Genomic DNA, 18,113 nt, shown 5'->3' with positions numbered 1-18,113 from the left:
ACGTATTTGAAAAAACCAGAATTGCTTGTGACGCCGAAGTCACTGCCACATATAAAGGAATTGATTGATGCGGGTGCCGATGCATTTGTCATCGGAGAACAAAAATTCGGCTTGCGTCTTGCGGGTGAATTTTCCGTTGATGAAGTGAGAGAAGCGACGGAAATGATTCATCAGGCGGGCAAGAAAGTGTATGTCGCTTGCAACGCTTTATTCCACAACGACCGCATTGAAGCGTTGGATGAATATTTGCAAGAGATGAAGAAAATCGGTCCGGATGCCATTTTGTTTGGAGATCCCGCAGTTGTTGTGTCTGTCCGGGAATTTGGCATCGACATTCCATTGCATTGGAATCCTGAAACGACGGCAACAAACTGGTTCCAAGTGAATTATTGGGGAGACAGAGGAGCGAAACGTGCAGTGTTGGCCCGCGAACTCTCATTGGATGAAATCTTGGAAATCAAAGAAAACTCAAAATACGAAATTGAAGTGCAAGTGCACGGGATGACCTGCATTTTCCAATCCAAACGGAAATTGTTGGGCAATTACTTCCTGTATCGCGGCGAAGTGATGGAAGTGGAAAACCGCAAAGAAAATAAAAATATGTTCCTGCATGACAAAGAGCGGAACAATCGTTACCCTATTTATGAAGATATGAATGGCACACATATTTTCTCGCCAAACGACATTTGTTTGATTGATGAATTGACGGAGTTTTTTGAAGCGGGTATCGATGCATTGAAGATTGATGGAATTTTGCAAACGGAAGAATACATTACAACGGTGACGAAGCTTTACCGCCAGGCCATCGATGCGTATTTCGATGAAGGGGAAGACGCGTACGATGAAATCAAAGATGGATTGTATGAACAAATCAAAGCCATTCAACCGCCATTGCGTCCATTGGATACTGGATTTATTTATAAAGAAACCGTGTATTAAGAAAGGAGGGGTATGATGGCTTTACAATTGATCCAAAACGAAAACATCCGAGAAACAATTGAAGGAAAACGCGTCATTACAAAAAAACCGGAATTGCTTGCTCCTGCGGGAAGCCTGGAAAAATTGAAAGTGGCTGTCCATTACGGGGCAGATGCGGTATTTATCGGCGGCCAGGAATTCGGCTTGCGTTCCAACGCGGATAACTTTACGATTGAAGAGATGCGCGAAGGTGTGGAATTCGCGAAAAAATATGGGGCGGTCATTTATGTGACGACGAATATTTACGCCCATAACGAAAATATGGCGGGACTCGAAGAATATTTGCGCGCGATCGCTGATGTCGGCGTCAAAGGCATCATCGTTGCAGACCCGCTGATTATCGAGACTTGTAAAAAAGTGGCTCCGGAATTGGAAATCCATCTTTCCACACAGCAATCATTGACGAACTGGAAAGCGGTAAAATTCTGGAAATCTGAAGGGTTGGACCGGGTGGTTTTAGCCCGTGAGGTAGGTGCGGAAGAAATCCGCCTTATCAAAGAAAAAGTGGATATTGAGATTGAAACGTTTATTCATGGAGCCATGTGTATCGCCTATTCAGGCCGATGTGTATTATCTAACCATATGACGGCACGGGACTCCAACCGGGGCGGCTGCTGTCAAAGTTGCCGTTGGGATTACGACTTGTATGAAAACGTGGATGGCAAACAAGTGCCTTTATTCAATGAAGGCGATGCTCCATTTGCGATGAGCCCGAAAGATTTGAAACTGATCGAATCCATCCCGCATATGATTGAATTGGGAATCGATTCATTAAAAGTGGAAGGGCGCATGAAATCCATCCACTACGTTGCAACCGTTATTTCAGTTTATCGCAAAGTGATCGACAGCTATTGCGCCGATCCTGACAATTTCAAAATCAAGCGGGAATGGCTGGAAGAATTGGATCGTTGTGCGAACCGCGCAACAGCTTCCGCTTTCTTTGAAGGCGAACCAAGCTACAAACAGCAAATGTTCGGTTTCCATGCGAAAAAACCGGATTGGGATTTCGCAGGATTTGTGCTTGATTATGATGAAAATACACAAATGGTCACATTGCAGCAACGCAACTACTTCAAGACGGGCGATACGGTTGAATTTTTCGGACCGGAAATTGACACTTTCACAATGACGGTCGGCCAAATGTGGAATGAAGACGGCGAGCCGATCGAGGTGGCAAACCATCCGTTGCAAATCGTGAAATTCAAAGTGGATCAGCCATTACATCGTTATAATATGATGAGAAGAAGAAATAAAAAATAGCGAATTGACTTGAAACTAAATGCAATGTGTACTATGATGAATATTGTATTATTTGCATGATTTTAACAATTCGAAACAATTTTATATATTGCGATATAAAATTCGGTTATTAGAGGGCATCCGTTGGTTCTTCATGGTTCCAACACAACATATGCTTTTCTAATAACCGGGTTTTATCATATATAAGAAAAATTTTGCAATAAGCGAAAATGATTGCATTACAAAAGTGATGTTGCTTAAGGAGTGAGTGAGTTGTCAAACGAAAAACAATACCCAATGACATTAGCGGGTAAAGAAAAGCTTGAAAAAGAATTGGAATATTTGAAAACAGAAAAACGTAAAGAAGTGGTGGAACGCATCAAAGTGGCTCGCGGTTTTGGCGATTTGTCAGAGAACTCCGAGTATGATTCCGCCAAAGAGGAACAAGCTTTTGTGGAAGGCCGTATCTCTGCGATCGAAAATATGTTGCGCAACGCTGTCATTATTGAAGAAAATGAAAATGAGGCTGATATCGTCACTTTAGGTAAAGCGGTTACATTTGTTGAATTGCCTGATGGAGAAGAAGAAGAATATTTCATCGTCGGTTCTGCCGAAGCGGATCCGTTTGAAGGTAAAATCTCCAACGATTCTCCAATCGCAAAAGCCCTTCTTGGCCATAAAGTGGGAGATGTAGTGAAATTCACAACTCCTGGTGGAGAAATGGAAGTAAAAATCGTAAAAATCCGTTCTTCCAACGAGTAACTATATAACCAGTCATCAATATGGTCGACAAATTTTGGTTCAAGAAATTTGTCGACTTTTTCATTTGTAATATTTTTTTTAACAACTATATTAAAAATTTATTGGAAGTCGTCGTTTTTCTCATTTTATTGGTAAGATGGAAAGTAGTAGTAAGGAGGAATTGCATGGAAATGGAAGACCAAGAAATGAAAAGCCGTAGAATGAAACGACATTCTGACAATAAACGAAAAATGAACCGAATCCTGAATGTGCTGATTGCCATCGTCTTTGCTTTGATTGTGATCAATGTTTATTTTATCGTAAAAGATGATGGGGATCATGAAGTGGCTGAAGATACAAAGTCGGTCCAAGAAAAAAATGACCATGGAGAACACAAGGAAAATCCATCGGAGGAAAAGGATACAAATGATTTTATAGATGACAATGAACAAAATAACCATGAAGAGGGCGATGTTGAATCCGGAGCGGATGAAGATGAAATCATCGTTTCCGCTTCGACGGATGCAAATGTGGAAAAAGTCATCGTCAATAATAACTGGAAAGTGACGCCGACAAGACAAACAGGTGAACACGTTTCCGCATTTGAAGAAGGACATGTCGACTATGAGGAAAAATTGATCACCATCCGCAATGCCGTTGAGTTGCCGGAAGATGATATCATTTATTGGTCCGTACGAAATGACGGAACGGGGAAAGGGGCCGTTGCCGTTGTTTCATCGAAAGATTTGACCGAAAAATTCCGGGTTCATATCAAATGGATCGATAATTCCGGCTGGATTCCAATCAAAGTGGAAGTGCTGAAACAAATTCCAAAGAATTGACCTTTTCCATCTTTTCCGGTAATTTGGAATAGATGTTATTCAGAGGAGGAAAATGAATGAAAATAGCAGTCATCGGAGCAATGGAGGAAGAAGTGGAACTGTTGAGGGAAGCGCTGGAAAATAAACAGGTGACGACCATTGCCAACTGCGAATATACGACGGGTACATATAAAGGCAAAGATGTCGTGCTGTTAAAAAGCGGAATCGGAAAAGTGAATGCGGCGATGTCCACAACGATTTTGCTGCATCAATTTCAACCGGATGCGGTGATCAACACCGGTTCTGCTGGAGGATATGATCCGGAGCTGGAAGTGGGTTCCGTCGTCATTTCGGATGAAGTGCGCCACCATGATGTGGATTGCACCGTTTTTGGATACGAAATGGGGCAAGTGCCAAGAATGCCTGCCGCTTTTAAAGCCGATGAACAATTAATGAAATTGGCGGTCGAAGCGGTGGAAGAAATCGGAGATCATAAATACGGTGTAGGATTGATTTGTTCCGGCGATTCCTTTATGAGCGATCCGGAGCGGGTGGAAGCGGTGCGGAACCATTTCCCGCAAATGAAAGCGTGCGAAATGGAAGCGGCTGCCGTGGCGCAAGTATGCCACCATTTCGGAACGCCTTTCGTTGTGATTCGCGCATTATCGGATATAGCAGGAAAGGAATCCAATATCAGTTTCGATGAATTTCTGCCTTTGGCGGCGAAACATTCAACGGAGATCGTATTAAAAACCATCGAGAAATTATAAGGTCTCGAGAAGGTCTTGACGGTATCATTTTGGAAAAAGTAATATATAGGTAAGCGGTTATATTGATGAGGAGGTTAAATTATGGAATTAACATTGATGTTAGTTTCTGTTACGATTACTGCACTTGTAGGGCTTATCGCTTATTACGGTGCAAACAGCGATTTGGCTAAATTTAAAAAATAATGATTCAACGGAGGCTGGGACAAAACCCCCTCTAAAATGGAAACAGCCCATGAAATTTTGGAATGAAATTTCATGGGCTGTTTTTCATTTTTTCAATAAAAAATAAGGACCTCTTCTGTTAAAATTAAGTTAGCACACAAAACCTAACAGAAAGAAGGGTCCTTATGTTCAAATATTATAACATGAATCAATTAGTTTTGCCTCTAGATTTAGAAATAAAATTACAAGAAAATGATATTGCCTTCCACATTCACCATTTAGTTGAAAGTATTCCAGATGAAGCCTTCCAGCCGTTTCTTCGAAATACAGGTTGTCCTGCTTATCATCCACGCATGATGCTAAAAATTATTTTGTGTGCCTATTCGCAGTCTGTCTTTTCAGGTCGAAAAATTGAAGCGCTATTAAAGGACAGTATACGAATGATGTGGTTGGCACAAGGATATGAACCAAGTTATCGGACGATCAATCGTTTTCGTGTGCATCCGGAAGTAAAAGAATTAATTCGTCAATGTTTTGTCCAATTCCGTTGCCAACTGGTGGAAGAAAAGTTAATCGATCAAGAAGCCATTTTTATCGATGGTACGAAGATTGAAGCGAATGCCAATAAATTTACTTTCGTATGGAAGAAATCCATTGAAAAATACAACCAAAGCTTAATTGAAAAATCCAATCAGCTCTACAACGAACTGTTAGAGAAGGAAATCATCCCTGAAATGGAGCGGGAAAATGAGGGAGAACTGTCCGTTGAAGAACTCGCTCAAATGGTGCAACAAGTCGATGAAGTGATTACGGAATATGACCAAAAGATAGAAGCATCGCCCGATGCCACAGAACGAAAAGCATTAAGAAGCGAACGGAAATATCCGAAGCGAGTGTACAAACAGTTGATTGACTTGATTTTACGTAAACAAAAGTATCAAAAAGACTTCGAAATCTTGGGTGAACGGAATAGTTATTCCAAAACAGACTTAGATGCGACGTTCATGCGAATGAAAGACGACTATATGAAAAACGGTCAATTGAAGGCTGGATACAACGTACAAATCGCAACAGAAGGTCAATACGCACTAGCTTATAGCATCTTTCCAAATCCTACTGATACACGTACATTAATTCCGTTCTTGAATAAGATAGAAAAGGATTATTTTCCGTTGCCAAAGTATATTGTCGCAGATGCTGGTTATGGTAGTGAACAAAACTATGAAGACATCCTTTCGAATCGAAAATGTGAGGCACTCATTCCATATACCATGTATGAGAAAGAACAAAAGAAGAAATATAAACAAAATCCATTTCATCCAGACAATTGGATGTACGACGAAGAAAGTGATACCTACATTTGTCCAAATCAGCAGCGAGTAACCTTCCGTTATCGTTCTGTACGTACAGATAAGACTGGTTTCAAACGAGAATTGAAAATCTATGAATGTGAAAACTGTTCAGGATGTCCATTTCGTTCATCATGCACAAAAGCAAAGGAAGGCAATCACCGAAAGGTCATGGTGAATGAAAAATGGGAACAACAAAAAGAATATGTAAGAGCGAAGCTTTCAGAAGAAAAAGCTGGTTCTATTTTCCGTCAACGTAAAATAGACGTAGAACCAGTTTTTGGATTCTTGAAGGCTAATTTGCGTTTCACTCGATTTTCCGTTCGAGGAAAATCGAAAGTGGAAAATGAAATGGGCATTGCCTTAATGGCCGTGAATTTACGAAAATACACGGCCAACAAAGATCAACTAACCAAAAATAATGGGGATAAATGGAAAAAGGAGAATTTGAGCCAACTCAAATTCTCCTTTTTCCTATCTAGAAGCTAGTTTTGTCCCAGCCCCTTTTTCTTTTGAAAAAAAGAACTGAGCGGCCCTGCCGAAGAGCCGGCTCAGTCTTTTAATTTTTTCTCCCGTTCCCTCTCTCTTTCATTTTGATTATGTTTAAATTGCTGGTACAATTTCACAAGAGCTCTCTTTTCGATGCGGGATACATAGCTCCTGGAAATATTTAATTTTTTGGCGATTTCTTTTTGCGTCAACGGTTCTTCATTGTTCAGGCCGTAACGGTAAATGATAATCTCCAATTCTCTTGGATCCAATGTGTTCAGATAAGAATACAATTGTTCGAAGCTTTCTTTTTGTTCGATTTTCTCTATGGCCGGCTTTTCATCCAGCTGCAATATATCCCGGATTTGCAAAGATTGTCCTTCTTTGTCGACACCGATCGGTTCAAACAAAGACACGTCCTTTTGCACCTTTTTTTGGGCTCTCAAATGCATGAGTATTTCGTTTTCGATGCAACGTGCCGCATAAGTGGCAAGGCGGGTCTTTTTATCCGGGGTGTAACTGCTGACCGCTTTCATTAATCCGATGGTTCCAATGGAAATATAATCGTCCAATTGTTCGTGGGGTGGGTGGAATTTCTTTACAACGTGGGCAACGAGCCTCATATTGCGTTCGATCAGATCCAGTCTTGCTTGTTCATCGCCTGCCAGAAACCGTTCAATCGCTTCGGCTTCTTCTTCTGATGTGAATGGTTTGTGGAATGCCTGGCCTTTGAGGTATCCGAGGAATGCGGGGATGTCTAGCCACAGCTGAATCAGTGATGCAAATATACCGCCCAAGGAGCACATCCTTTCCGCTTTTTTCGACATTATATGAAATAGTTTATGCAAAAATGCGCAATTAGGCTCATTTTGTAGAAAAAAGGGAAATGGGATGGGGTATTGATAGAAATGCTGATTATTTGATAGTTTAGAAAATGTTTCAAATGTTGTACTATTATTTGGGGATGGCGGCCGGCGATGGAATGCATCCGCTACATAGGTTTCAAATCGAAGGTTATGCTATAATGGAATATAAAAAATTTTGTGAAGGGGAAGGAAAGGGATTTGTACAAGTTATTTTTGCCAAACGAATTTGTAACATCCGTGTTTGAAATTACGCCCGAGAAATTGAAACGGTTGGGAATTCGCGGCTTGATTACCGATTTAGATAATACATTAATCGAATGGAATCGAAAGGACGCAACGGAGGAAGTTGCGAAGTGGATGCGGATGATGCAGGAAGCGGGCATACAGATTGTCATCGCTTCCAACAACAGCGAAGCAAGGGTAAAACGGTTTGCGGAGCCGTTAAATCTCCCTTACGTTTACCGTGCGAAAAAACCGCTTGGACAGGCTTACAAAGCGGCGCTAAAAAAATTGCAATTAAATAAAAAAGAGGTTGCCATGATTGGCGATCAATTGCTCACGGATATTTTGGGGGCAAAGCGGCTAAATCTCTATACGTTTTTAGTCCGTCCAGTTGCGGAGTCGGACGGCTTTGTTACGCGCTTTAACCGATTTTTTGAACGGCGCTTGTTTAATGTATTAAGACGAAAAGGAATAACGATGTGGGAGGAAAGATAATGACGGAAATGCCAACTTGCATTGGCTGCGGTGTAAGAATACAGACGGAAAATCCGGAAGAACCGGGCTATGCACCGCCAAAAACATTGGAAAAGGAACAAATCATTTGCCAAAGATGTTTCCGGTTGAAGCATTACAACGAGATTCAGCCGGTCCGGTTGACGGATGATGATTTCTTGAGAATTTTGAACGGCTTAAGTGAACACGACGGCCTCATCGTGAAAATTGTCGATATCTTTGACTTCAACGGCAGTTTCATACCGGGTATACATCGTTTTGTGGGCAACAATCCGGTTCTGCTCGTCGCAAATAAATCCGATTTGTTGCCGAAGTCCGTCAAACGGGAAAAAGTGATCCGTTGGCTGAAACGGGCCTGCCGCGATTTCGGTCTATTCCCGGTTGATGTGAAGCTGGTGAGCGCCCATAAAGGGTATGGCATGGATGAAGTCATTGAAACGATAGAACAGTACCGCGACGGAAAAGACGTGTTTGTTGTGGGCTGTACAAATGTCGGTAAATCCACGTTCATTAATCAAATCATCAAACGGGTGACAGGGGAAGGCAATTTGATTACCACTTCCCATTTCCCTGGCACAACATTGGATATGATTGAAATTCCATTGGATGATGGAAAAGCCATTTATGATACGCCCGGGATTATCAACCATCATCAAATGGCCCACCATATTCATGAGAGCGAATTGAAGTACATCACGCCGAAAAAGGAAATAAAGCCGAAAGTGTATCAATTGAATTCCAACCAGACATTATTCATTGGCGGGCTTGCTCGATTTGATTTTCTGAAAGGGAACCGCAATTCATTCACCATTTATGTTTCGAACGATTTGCCGATCCACCGCACGAAGCTGGAAAAAGCGGATGCGTTGTATGAAGAACATAAAGGGGAGCTTTTATCGCCTCCTTCCAAAGAGTATTTGGAGTATTTGCCGGAGTTTGTCCGCCATGAGTTTTCCATCAAGGAAGGGAAGACGGACATTGTCATTTCCGGTCTGGGATGGATTACGGTGCAGCAGCCGAATGCGGTTGTAGCTTGCCATGCTCCTAAAGGGGTGGAAGTGTTTATCCGTCCTTCGTTAATTTAATAGAGAAGAGGGTTGGGAAAATGAAGAAATGGTTTGCTGTCATTGGCGATCCGATCGCCCATTCAAAATCGCCGTTTATGCATAATGCCTGGTTCCAGGAAATGGGGATTGATGCGGCATACATCCCCATTCATGTAAAAAGCGAGCATTTGAAAGAAGCGGTTTCGGCCTTGAAATTGCTAGGTGCAAGCGGATGGAATGTGACGGTTCCCCATAAAGAAGCCATCATTCCCTTTTTGGATGAAATTGATCCCATGGCGGTAAAAATGGGGGCGGTGAATACCGTTGTCCGGACAAAGGACGGCAAGTTAAAAGGGTATAATACCGATGGCGCCGGTTTCGTCCATTCATTGGAAGAAGCCGTTGGAAAGAACCGGGAGAAAAAAGTGCTCCTCATTGGCGCAGGAGGGGCAAGCAGGGGAATCGCTTTTGCGCTAAAGGAATATGGCTATCAACAGGTGGACATCGCCAACCGGACGGTCTCAAAAGCACAGGCAATCATAGAAGAACTTGGGGAAGGGACAAGTCTATCTCTTGACGAAGCGGAAAAACGACTGGATCAATATGGCATTGTCATTCAAGCCACTTCTTTGGGCCTATCAACTGGAGAAAAAAAGCTGCCGTTTTCTTTGGACCGTTTGCAAAAAGAGACAATTGTCGCGGATATTGTGTATAATCCTTTAATGACGCCTTTCTTGACAGAAGCGGAAAAACGGGGAGCTATAATTGTCACCGGATTGGGCATGTTTGTCCATCAAGGGGCAATCGCGTTTCATCATTGGCTGGGCCAATATCCGGATACAGAGAACATGATGCAAAAATTGATGGAACAATTAAAATAGACTACTAGGAGGAAATTATGCTTACTGGAAAACAAAAAAGATTTTTGCGGGCAGAGGCCCATCATTTGACCCCGATTTTTCAGGTAGGAAAGGGTGGGGTTAATGAACAGATGCTTCGTCAAATAGAAGATGCCCTTGAGGCGAGAGAATTGATCAAAGTCCGCATTTTGGATAATTGCGAGATGGACAAACATGAAGTGGCGGAAACCTTGGCGGAAGGAACGAAATCCGAGCTTGTGCAATTGATCGGGCTTACGGTCGTTTTATATAAAGAATCCAAGAAGCATAAAAGAATTCAATTACCTAAATAAACGATAAAGTCGGGTGTTCATGTATGAAAAAGGTCGGCATATTAGGGGGTACTTTCAATCCGCCTCACATCGGACATTTGATTATGGCAAATGAAGTTTACCATGCCTTGCAGCTTGACGAAGTCCGCTTTATGCCCAATGCCATTGCTCCACATAAAAAAAAGGATGATGAATCGACGAATGAAAATCGGCTGCGCATGGTGGAACTGCTCGTAAAACCTTATAAAGAATTTAAAGTGGAAACGATTGAGCTGGAACGGGGCGGAGTTTCTTATACGTATGAAACGATGGTCGCTTTAAAAGAACGGGAGCCGGATGTGGAGTTCTATTTCATCATCGGAGGAGATATGATCGACACGCTCCACACTTGGCATGAAATTGAGAAACTTGCAGAACTTGTCCGGTTTGTTGGAATCAAAAGACCAGGGACGAAATCCGAGTCGCCGTATAACATCATCATGGTGGAGGCTCCTGAAATCTCTTTATCTTCCACTCTCATCCGCAAGCGGTTTGCGATGGGCGGAACATTGAGATTCCTGTTGCCGCCGGAAGTGGAAGCTTACATACGAAAGGAAGGTCTGTATGGAGCGAAGTGAATATTTGGAACGAATCAAATCCCGAATGCCAGAAAAAAGATTTATTCATACAATAGGAGTAATGGAAACTGCAATCCAATTGGCTGAAAAGTACGGAGCGGATATGAAGGCGGCAGAAACCGCTGCCATTTTGCACGATGTGGCCAAATATGCCGATGAAGAATGGATGAAAACCATCGTGAAAGAACATGGCCTGGATCCAAGATTATTGGATTGGGGACCTGAGATTTTACACGGTCCTGTAGGTGCCTGGATTGCGGAAAATGAATTCCAAATTGACAATGAAGATATATTGAATGCCATCCGTTACCATACGACAGGTCGGGCAAATATGTCGACTTTGGAAAAAATTATTTATATCGCGGATATGATTGAGCCAAACCGCAAGTTTGATGGAGTTGAAAAATTGCGGGCGAAAGCGCAGGAAGACTTGGATAAAGCAATGCGTGCATGTATCCGCCATTCCCTTGCTTTTTTGGTGGAAACAAAGCAGCCCATTTATCCTGTTTCCATTGAATGTTACAACGATTATTATAAATAGTTTGTTTAACTTTTCGATTGTTTCGCAAAATATGTTTAAAAAAAGGAGAGGAAATTTTACTCGATGGCAGATCTTTTACAGCTAGTTTATAAAGCATTGGACGATAAGCATGCAGAAGATATCGTCGTATTAAATATGAAAAATATTTCCTTATTGGCGGATTATTTCATTATTTGCCACGGAAATTCAGACCGGCAAATCCAGGCGATTGCGAGAGAAGTGAAGGAAAAAGCCGAGGAACATGGATTTGATGTGAAAAGGGTGGAAGGTTACGATAACGCCCGCTGGGTATTGATCGATTTGGGTGATGTTGTTGTCCATATCTTCAACAAAGACGAGCGCCAGTTCTATAATTTGGAACGATTATGGGGAGACGCGCCGCAAATCGAAGTGGAGGCAGCAGGTGAATAGTTACGAGCGGTTCGCTGAAGTATATGATGTGCTCATGGAAGATATTCCATATGAAAAGTACGTGGAATGGGTGACAAATCATGCGCCATGTTCCGAATATCCAACCTTGTTGGATGTGGGCTGTGGAACAGGGACATTATCCATTCTGTTCGCTCGGGCAGGTTATCAGGTAAGCGGCATTGATTTATCGGAATCAATGCTTGCGATGGCAGAGGAGCGGGCCCAGGAAGCGGGCTTGTCCATCCCTTTCTATCAAATGTCCATGGATGAATTGGAAGGGTTTTCTGAAGTCGATGTTGCCGTCATTCCGATCGATTCTATCAATTATTTGCAAGAAGAACAGCAAGTGAAAGAAACCTTCAAAAGAATATATGAATCGTTGCGCATCGGAGGACAGCTGTTTTTTGACGTGCACTCCCTTTATAAAATGGATCACATCTTTTTACAGAGCCCATTTACGTATGATGATGGGGAAATCGTCTATATTTGGTATACAGAAAAAGGGGATGCGGAACATTCCGTTTATCATGACATCACTTTTTTTGTATTGGATGATGACGCCAATTTATATGAACGTTTTGATGAAGAACATTATCAGAGAACCTTTCCGATCGAAACGTATAAGGGCTGGCTGGAAGAAGCGGGGTTCTCCCAGGTATACATTACGGCCGATTGGGAAGAACAAACGCCATCGGCAACGAGTGAACGGATTTTTATCCGCGCCGTGAAGTGACCTCTTTTCAAACAGAAGGTAAATCCGGTATGATATTGGTAGCTCCATATGATTTACCTTCTGGAAGGGGTGCGCAATAATTTTCCAGGAAATTTTCAAAAAGTACGGAAAAATGATGGCCGCACCCGGAATCCTTTGCATCATCATGGTCATTTATTTTCTTCAGCAAGACCGTGCAGATGATACTGAACTCATTTCAACCATTCCTCAACAACAAACTCTCGCTGACAATGAAACCCTTCAATCGGAAGAGCCCGCTTCCGCAAAAGCCGTCGTGGATGTAAAAGGGGCTGTAAAATTTCCCGGAGTATATGAACTGACAACCGAAGACAGGATTATCGATGCCATTCAAATGGCAGGCGGTTATTCGGAAGAAGCCGATTCCAACTATATCAATCACGCACAAAAATTGCAGGATGAAATGGTGATTTACATACCGAAAAAAGGGGAGTCCCTTGAGGGGGAAGGACCATCATCCGTTGGTCCGGTTTTTGTGCAAAGCCAGAAAACAGCAGGCCAAAAAGATCCGTTGGTCAATATCAACACGGCCGATGAGTCGCAATTGACGACTTTGCCGGGAATCGGTCCTTCCAAGGCAAAAGCCATTATCCAATATCGTGAAGAAAATGGGAAATTTAAACAGATTGATGAACTCAAAAATGTTTCCGGCATTGGAGAAAAGACCTTTGAAAAACTGAAGGATCTCATTACGATATAATAGAATTTCAATTTTACAATACGGAGGGAATCATATGGAGCGAATTACTTGGGATCAATATTTTATGGCGCAAAGCCATCTATTGGCATTGCGAAGTACTTGTCCAAGACTGAGTGTAGGTGCGACGATTGTGCGCGAAAAGCGGATCATTGCGGGGGGCTACAACGGTTCCATCTCCGGTGCGGAACATTGCATTGATAAAGGTTGTTATATCAGGGACAACCATTGTGTGCGCACGATTCATGCGGAAATTAACGCATTGCTCCAGTGTGCAAAATACGGTATTCCTACCGATGGAGCAGATATCTATATCACCCATTTCCCATGTCTGCAATGCACAAAGGCAATTATCCAATCCGGCATCAAAAACGTTTATTATGCCAGCGATTATAAAAACGACCCTTATGCCATGCAATTGTTGGAACAGGCTGGGGTGGGCGTTGTTCAAGTGCCTTTCGACAAGTCGAAAATTGATTTTTTAAAGGATGAAAAATTCCAACTGGCGGTGGATTTATTGAACAAATTGCGGGAAATGGGAGCCGATGAAAAAGAATTATCCCTTTTTGAAGAGCAGGTGAAGAAATTATTTGATCCTGAAACATAAATGGATTTATTTCGCTTTGGCGGTGCTCATCGCTTCCGTCAGCGCCCATGAGACCGTATGGCTTTTGCTTTTGCTACTTCCCTTAGGGTTTCATGCCTATTTTAAAAAGTTCCATCCCTTTCATCTTGTTTTCTTATTTATGTGTGGGTTTGCCACGTTTTGTTATGTTTCATTTCAATTGAACGAAATTGAAAAGCCGATTCTTTTGCCAGGGTTTTATACATGGACGGATGAATATAAAATCCGTGGTGATACGTTAAGAGGGCTGATGAAAGACGCAGATGGAAGAAAAGTGTATGTAACGTATGTGCTGAATTCCGAAGAGGAAAAGCGCCGATTTGAATCCACTTCTTTGGCCGGCAAGCGGTTTTATGTGGAAGGGGAAGTGGTGGAGCCAAAAAGACCTTACCATGAATACAGTTTTCATATGCAAAGCTATTTGAAAAGCAAAGGTGCTGGTGGCATCGCGGAAATCTCACATTTGCAATATGCCGGCACGGAAAGATCCTTGCTTCAAAAAATCAGCCTGATGAGGTTTCATTTGAAAAAACATATTGAAAAAACCTTTCCATCCACATTGGCTCCCGAAGCGGAAGCGCTGCTCATCGGATGGCAGGAGGATGTGGATGATGAAACGAAAAGGGCATATCAAAAATTAGGTATTACCCATTTGTTTGCCATCTCCGGATTGCATATTGCCATTCTTGCCTTTCTTTTTTATGAATGTCTCATCCGTTTACATATAAGAAGGGAAATGGCGACGGTTCTTCTTATGGTGTCCTTGCCGGTTTACGCAGTTCTTGCCGGTGGTGCCCCATCTGTATGGAGGGCGGTGGCGGTAGTGGAACTTGTCATGCTTTCCCGATTAAAAGGCCGGCTTGCAGTGGATGATGCCCTTGCCATCAGTTTCATCGGATTTGTTTGGATGGGGCCATGGGTGATTTATCAGATTGGTTTCCAACTTTCTTATTTGGCTACGGCAAGTTTGGTTTATTCCAGCCGTTTTTTGCAATCCGAACACATTTGGTGGAAGAAGTCTTTTTATGTTACTTTCCTTTGCCAGCTAATGGTTTATCCTCTTTTGCTTTATCATTTTTATGAACTCAGTCTTTCCTCGTTTATTGTCAACCTGTTTTACGTGCCTCTTTTTTCCTTTCTTATCTTGCCCATCAATATCGGGTTACTGCTCCTTACCTTCATTCCATTGCCTTTATCCGATCTCATTTTTGCATGTTATGAGCCATTCCGGCTTCTGATCACAAACCTGACGTTCTTTCTGGAATCTCTGCCTTACCAAATGTGGATTCCGGGCAAGCCTCCCTTATGGCTGATAACCATTGCTTATATCGGCGTATTTATGGCTTTTTATTTAATCGATTGCCGGGCGAAACTGAAATACATAGTTCCTGTTTTATTTATTCCGGTTCTCCTTCTTCATTTTCACGGAAGACTGAATCCGCATCTGGTGATCACCTTCGTGGATGTGGGGCAGGGGGATTGCATCGTGATTGAACTCCCTTATCGGAAGAAAGTGTATATGATTGATTCAGGAGGGGTTTTGCGGTTTCAACAGGAAAAGTGGAAGGAAGGGATTCCCTTTGAAGTAGGCAAGCGGATTGTCGTTCCTTTTTTGAAAGGGAAGGGCATTTCGAAAATTGATGCGTTCATTTTAACCCATGCCGACAGCGATCATGTGGAAGGGGCGGAAGAAATTTTAAGGGAAATCCGGATAGGTGAAATTCATATCACTCCTTCTTCGTTGTCCAAGCCGGTGATGAATGATTTGGTTGCGGAGGCGAAGAAACAAAAAGTGCCAATCAAAGAGCAAATGGCGGGATTTGGATGGAAAGAAGGGGATGTGACCTTTCAATATCTTTGGCCCCATGATCTTAAGTATGAAGGAAACAACGATTCCCTCGTTCTATATTTGGAGAAGGGGGATTTTCAAGGCTTGTTTACAGGAGATTTGGAGGCAGAGGGGGAACGGAAGCTGATTGCAACCTACCCAAAGCTTTCCGCAATCGATTTGTTGAAGGCCGGCCATCATGGCAGCAGAACTTCCAGCAGCGATGAATTTATACAACGATTGATGCCCGTATTGACCGTTTTCTGTGCAGGGGAAAACAACCGGTTTGGCCACCCGCATAAAGAAGTGGTGGAACGGTATCAACGGAACGGTCTGAAAACGCTCACGACAGGGGAAGTGGGGACTATTGAAATCGTCGTGAAAGACCGGCAAATGGAAGTTAAAGCGGGCGCAGACTACTAAAATGAAGGATAAAAAAGAGTGTAGACAAGGTTTCCCTTGTCTACACTCTATTGAAAATTAAGCTACAGCATCAAAAATAATTGCAATAACAAACATTAATGTGAAGAATAAGAATGATACCAAGAAGCCTACTCCAGCGTCAATTGCGTCATTGCGTTTGCAAGAAGCATTTTCGCCTTCAAATGGGTTATGTGTAACGAAATTTTCATTATGATTTGCCATATGATAACCTCCTACTCAAAGTCCATTATAAGTCAATAGTTTATAAAAAGCTATATAAGATTGTTGAAATTCTCTTACTTTTCTCTTTCATTTTGACACAATTTATACAAAAAATACAGTTCTTTATTTGAATCGTGTATACTATTGTTACCGAAAGTTTTGGAGGTTCAAGAAATGTTTGCAAAAGTTTGGAAAGACATCGACAGTGGAAAAATCGCCCCCGTTTATTGCATCTATGGGGAAGAGACTTATTTCATAGATGAAACGATCCAACGGTTAAAAAAGGTTTTAAGTCAAACGGAAGAAGTGGAAATGACCACCTTCGATCTGGAAGAAACGCCGGTCGATTTTGTCATCGATGAAGCGGATACGTTCCCTTTTTTATCTGAACGGAAATTGATCGTTGCCAGAAATGCCACGTTTTTGAAAGCGGCCGAGAAAGGGGCGGAAAAAATTGAACATGATTTGAAGCGCCTTGAAAATTGGTTGAACCACCCTTCCGATTTCGCCGTTACGATTTTTACCGCCCCGTATGAAAAATTGGATGAACGCAAAAAAATTACAAAGCTCATGAAAGAAACGAGTGTCATGCTTCACGCGGAAGCGCTGGGGGAAAAAGATTTGGCCGTTTGGATCCAAAGCGAGGCGGCCAGATGGGGCAAAAAAATAGAAGACGATGCGTTGGATAAACTGGTGGAAATGGTCGGGGAAAATATGAATCAGCTTCAAATGGAAATTGAAAAAATGGCTCTCTATTTGGGGGAAGACGTTGTAATTACAAAAGAGCTGGTGGAGGATCTTGTTGCGAAAACCCTCGAACATGATGCATTTAAAATGTTGAACGCCTATTTTGCCCACAACACCCCTGAAGCTCTCCGGATTTATCATGATTTATTGCGCCAAAAGGAAGAGCCGATCAAATTGGTGGGGCTGCTTGCAAACAACATAAGAACAATGAACAGCGTCTATTATTTACATAAAAAGGGCTATCCGCCAACGCAAATCTCAAAGCAATTAAAAATCCATCCCTACAGGGTGAAACTGATGCTGGATCGAAAAGACCGCCCTACGGAAGAAAGATTGTTGAAGGCGTTGAACGACCTGGCCGAAATCGATTTGCAGCTGAAAACGACCGGGGGCAACAGGGAAAGATATTTGGAGATGTTTTTACTGAAAAGTTTATAGAAAGAAAAAGGCTATTAAAAAGTTTTTCCGCTTTTTAATAGCCTGATTTTTTGTTTCCGTATGAAAAAAGATCAATTGTCTGGGAAAACAATTGATCTTTTTATTTTAGTTCGCTTGAGCTAATTTTTTTGCAAGACGAGATTTTTTGCGGCTCGCTGCATTTTTATGAATGAGTCCTTTGCTTGCTGCTTTGTCAAGAGCTTTAGTTGCTTGGATCACTAATTCTTGAGCGTTGTCAGCACCGCTTGCGATTGCTTGCTCAGCTTTTTTCACAGCTGTACGCATTGCAGATTTAGCTTGTGCATTTGCAACGTTCGCTTTTTTAGTAGTTTTTACACGTTTGATTGCTGATTTAATATTTGGCATCTTTTCACCTCCTAAATGTAATACGAGATGACAATTTCTCTAATCAATTGTTAATACAACAGAAAACATTATACAAAAGG

Annotated in this window: 21 protein-coding genes; 18 read left to right on the top strand and 3 right to left on the bottom strand. The window is 42.2% G+C overall.

The annotated features are described in order from the left end of the window. The first annotated feature begins 6 nt into the window (after positions 1-6). From NST13_RS04840 to NST13_RS04815, 6 genes are all read left to right on the top strand, one after another. Positions 7-939, top strand: coding sequence for a peptidase U32 family protein (locus NST13_RS04840; protein ID WP_342469164.1), 933 nt, complete (start codon positions 7-9; stop codon positions 937-939). A gap of 15 nt (positions 940-954) precedes the next feature. Then, complete coding sequence (locus NST13_RS04835; protein WP_342581546.1) at positions 955-2,238, top strand: U32 family peptidase; 1,284 nt, start codon at positions 955-957, stop codon at positions 2,236-2,238. A 252-nt stretch (positions 2,239-2,490) separates the two neighbouring features. Further along, a complete protein-coding gene (greA, locus tag NST13_RS04830; protein WP_342469165.1) occupies positions 2,491-2,979 on the top strand; it encodes a transcription elongation factor GreA in 489 nt (162 codons plus the stop codon). A 164-nt stretch (positions 2,980-3,143) separates the two neighbouring features. Continuing rightward, on the top strand, positions 3,144-3,800 hold the full coding sequence (locus NST13_RS04825; protein ID WP_342469166.1) for a YrrS family protein: 657 nt from the start codon (positions 3,144-3,146) through the stop codon (positions 3,798-3,800). Between the two features lie 56 nt (positions 3,801-3,856). Further along, positions 3,857-4,549: a 5'-methylthioadenosine/S-adenosylhomocysteine nucleosidase gene (gene mtnN, locus NST13_RS04820; protein ID WP_342469167.1), complete on the top strand. Its 693-nt coding sequence runs from the start codon at positions 3,857-3,859 to the stop codon at positions 4,547-4,549. A gap of 347 nt (positions 4,550-4,896) precedes the next feature. After that, positions 4,897-6,549, top strand: a complete 1,653-nt coding sequence (locus tag NST13_RS04815; RefSeq protein ID WP_342580669.1) for an IS1182 family transposase — start codon at positions 4,897-4,899, stop codon at positions 6,547-6,549. A gap of 62 nt (positions 6,550-6,611) precedes the next feature. On the opposite strand, the gene sigK is transcribed toward NST13_RS04815, so the two are convergent. Continuing rightward, entirely contained in the window at positions 6,612-7,346 is a 735-nt protein-coding gene (sigK, locus tag NST13_RS04810; RefSeq protein WP_342469168.1) for an RNA polymerase sporulation sigma factor SigK, read from the bottom strand. A gap of 267 nt (positions 7,347-7,613) precedes the next feature. Between sigK and NST13_RS04805 the strand changes: the two genes are divergently transcribed. The 11 genes from NST13_RS04805 to NST13_RS04755 all read left to right on the top strand — a co-directional run bounded on the left by NST13_RS04805 (position 7,614) and on the right by NST13_RS04755 (position 16,260). Continuing rightward, positions 7,614-8,132: a YqeG family HAD IIIA-type phosphatase gene (locus NST13_RS04805; protein ID WP_342469169.1), complete on the top strand. Its 519-nt coding sequence runs from the start codon at positions 7,614-7,616 to the stop codon at positions 8,130-8,132. After that, on the top strand, positions 8,132-9,235 hold the full coding sequence (gene yqeH, locus NST13_RS04800) for a ribosome biogenesis GTPase YqeH (protein ID WP_342469170.1): 1,104 nt from the start codon (positions 8,132-8,134) through the stop codon (positions 9,233-9,235). Before NST13_RS04805 ends, yqeH begins: the two co-directional genes overlap by 1 nt. Before the next feature lie 20 nt (positions 9,236-9,255). After that, positions 9,256-10,077 carry a shikimate dehydrogenase gene (gene aroE / locus NST13_RS04795; protein WP_342469171.1) on the top strand — a complete coding sequence of 274 codons (822 nt, stop codon included), beginning with the start codon at positions 9,256-9,258 and terminating at the stop codon, positions 10,075-10,077. A gap of 17 nt (positions 10,078-10,094) precedes the next feature. Further along, positions 10,095-10,388 (top strand): ribosome assembly RNA-binding protein YhbY, encoded by a 294-nt coding sequence (yhbY, locus tag NST13_RS04790; RefSeq protein ID WP_342581545.1) that lies wholly within the window; start codon positions 10,095-10,097, stop codon positions 10,386-10,388. Between the two features lie 23 nt (positions 10,389-10,411). Continuing rightward, on the top strand, positions 10,412-10,984 hold the full coding sequence (locus NST13_RS04785; RefSeq protein ID WP_342469173.1) for a nicotinate-nucleotide adenylyltransferase: 573 nt from the start codon (positions 10,412-10,414) through the stop codon (positions 10,982-10,984). Beyond that, the gene (yqeK, locus tag NST13_RS04780; RefSeq protein ID WP_342469174.1) at positions 10,971-11,525 is read left to right on the top strand and encodes a bis(5'-nucleosyl)-tetraphosphatase (symmetrical) YqeK; all 555 of its coding nucleotides are present in this window, start codon (positions 10,971-10,973) and stop codon (positions 11,523-11,525) included. Before NST13_RS04785 ends, yqeK begins: the two co-directional genes overlap by 14 nt. Before the next feature lie 63 nt (positions 11,526-11,588). Beyond that, positions 11,589-11,936, top strand: coding sequence for a ribosome silencing factor (rsfS, locus tag NST13_RS04775; RefSeq protein ID WP_342469175.1), 348 nt, complete (start codon positions 11,589-11,591; stop codon positions 11,934-11,936). After that, entirely contained in the window at positions 11,929-12,669 is a 741-nt protein-coding gene (locus NST13_RS04770; protein WP_342469176.1) for a class I SAM-dependent methyltransferase, read from the top strand. Before rsfS ends, NST13_RS04770 begins: the two co-directional genes overlap by 8 nt. A 112-nt stretch (positions 12,670-12,781) precedes the next feature. Beyond that, positions 12,782-13,387, top strand: coding sequence for a helix-hairpin-helix domain-containing protein (locus tag NST13_RS04765; RefSeq protein WP_342469177.1), 606 nt, complete (start codon positions 12,782-12,784; stop codon positions 13,385-13,387). A 34-nt stretch (positions 13,388-13,421) separates the two neighbouring features. Next, positions 13,422-13,991: a ComE operon protein 2 gene (locus NST13_RS04760; protein ID WP_342469178.1), complete on the top strand. Its 570-nt coding sequence runs from the start codon at positions 13,422-13,424 to the stop codon at positions 13,989-13,991. Beyond that, on the top strand, positions 13,975-16,260 hold the full coding sequence (locus NST13_RS04755; RefSeq protein WP_342469179.1) for a DNA internalization-related competence protein ComEC/Rec2: 2,286 nt from the start codon (positions 13,975-13,977) through the stop codon (positions 16,258-16,260). Before NST13_RS04760 ends, NST13_RS04755 begins: the two co-directional genes overlap by 17 nt. 57 nt (positions 16,261-16,317) lie before the next feature. Here NST13_RS04755 and NST13_RS04750 read toward each other — a convergent pair whose 3' ends face one another. After that, positions 16,318-16,482 (bottom strand): YqzM family protein, encoded by a 165-nt coding sequence (locus NST13_RS04750; RefSeq protein ID WP_342469180.1) that lies wholly within the window; start codon positions 16,480-16,482, stop codon positions 16,318-16,320. Positions 16,483-16,656: 174 nt separating this feature from the next. Between NST13_RS04750 and holA the strand changes: the two genes are divergently transcribed. Continuing rightward, complete coding sequence (gene holA, locus NST13_RS04745) at positions 16,657-17,667, top strand: DNA polymerase III subunit delta (protein ID WP_342469181.1); 1,011 nt, start codon at positions 16,657-16,659, stop codon at positions 17,665-17,667. A gap of 105 nt (positions 17,668-17,772) precedes the next feature. On the opposite strand, the gene rpsT is transcribed toward holA, so the two are convergent. Beyond that, the gene (gene rpsT, locus NST13_RS04740; protein WP_342581544.1) at positions 17,773-18,033 is read right to left on the bottom strand and encodes a 30S ribosomal protein S20; all 261 of its coding nucleotides are present in this window, start codon (positions 18,031-18,033) and stop codon (positions 17,773-17,775) included. Positions 18,034-18,113 lie beyond the last annotated feature (80 nt).

The organism is Ureibacillus sp. FSL W7-1570 (genome assembly GCF_038593265.1).
Taxonomy (GTDB): Bacteria; Bacillota; Bacilli; order Bacillales_A; family Planococcaceae; genus Ureibacillus; species Ureibacillus suwonensis.
Note: the sequence above shows the minus strand (reverse complement) of the source record. Positions and strands in the feature narration are given on the sequence as shown.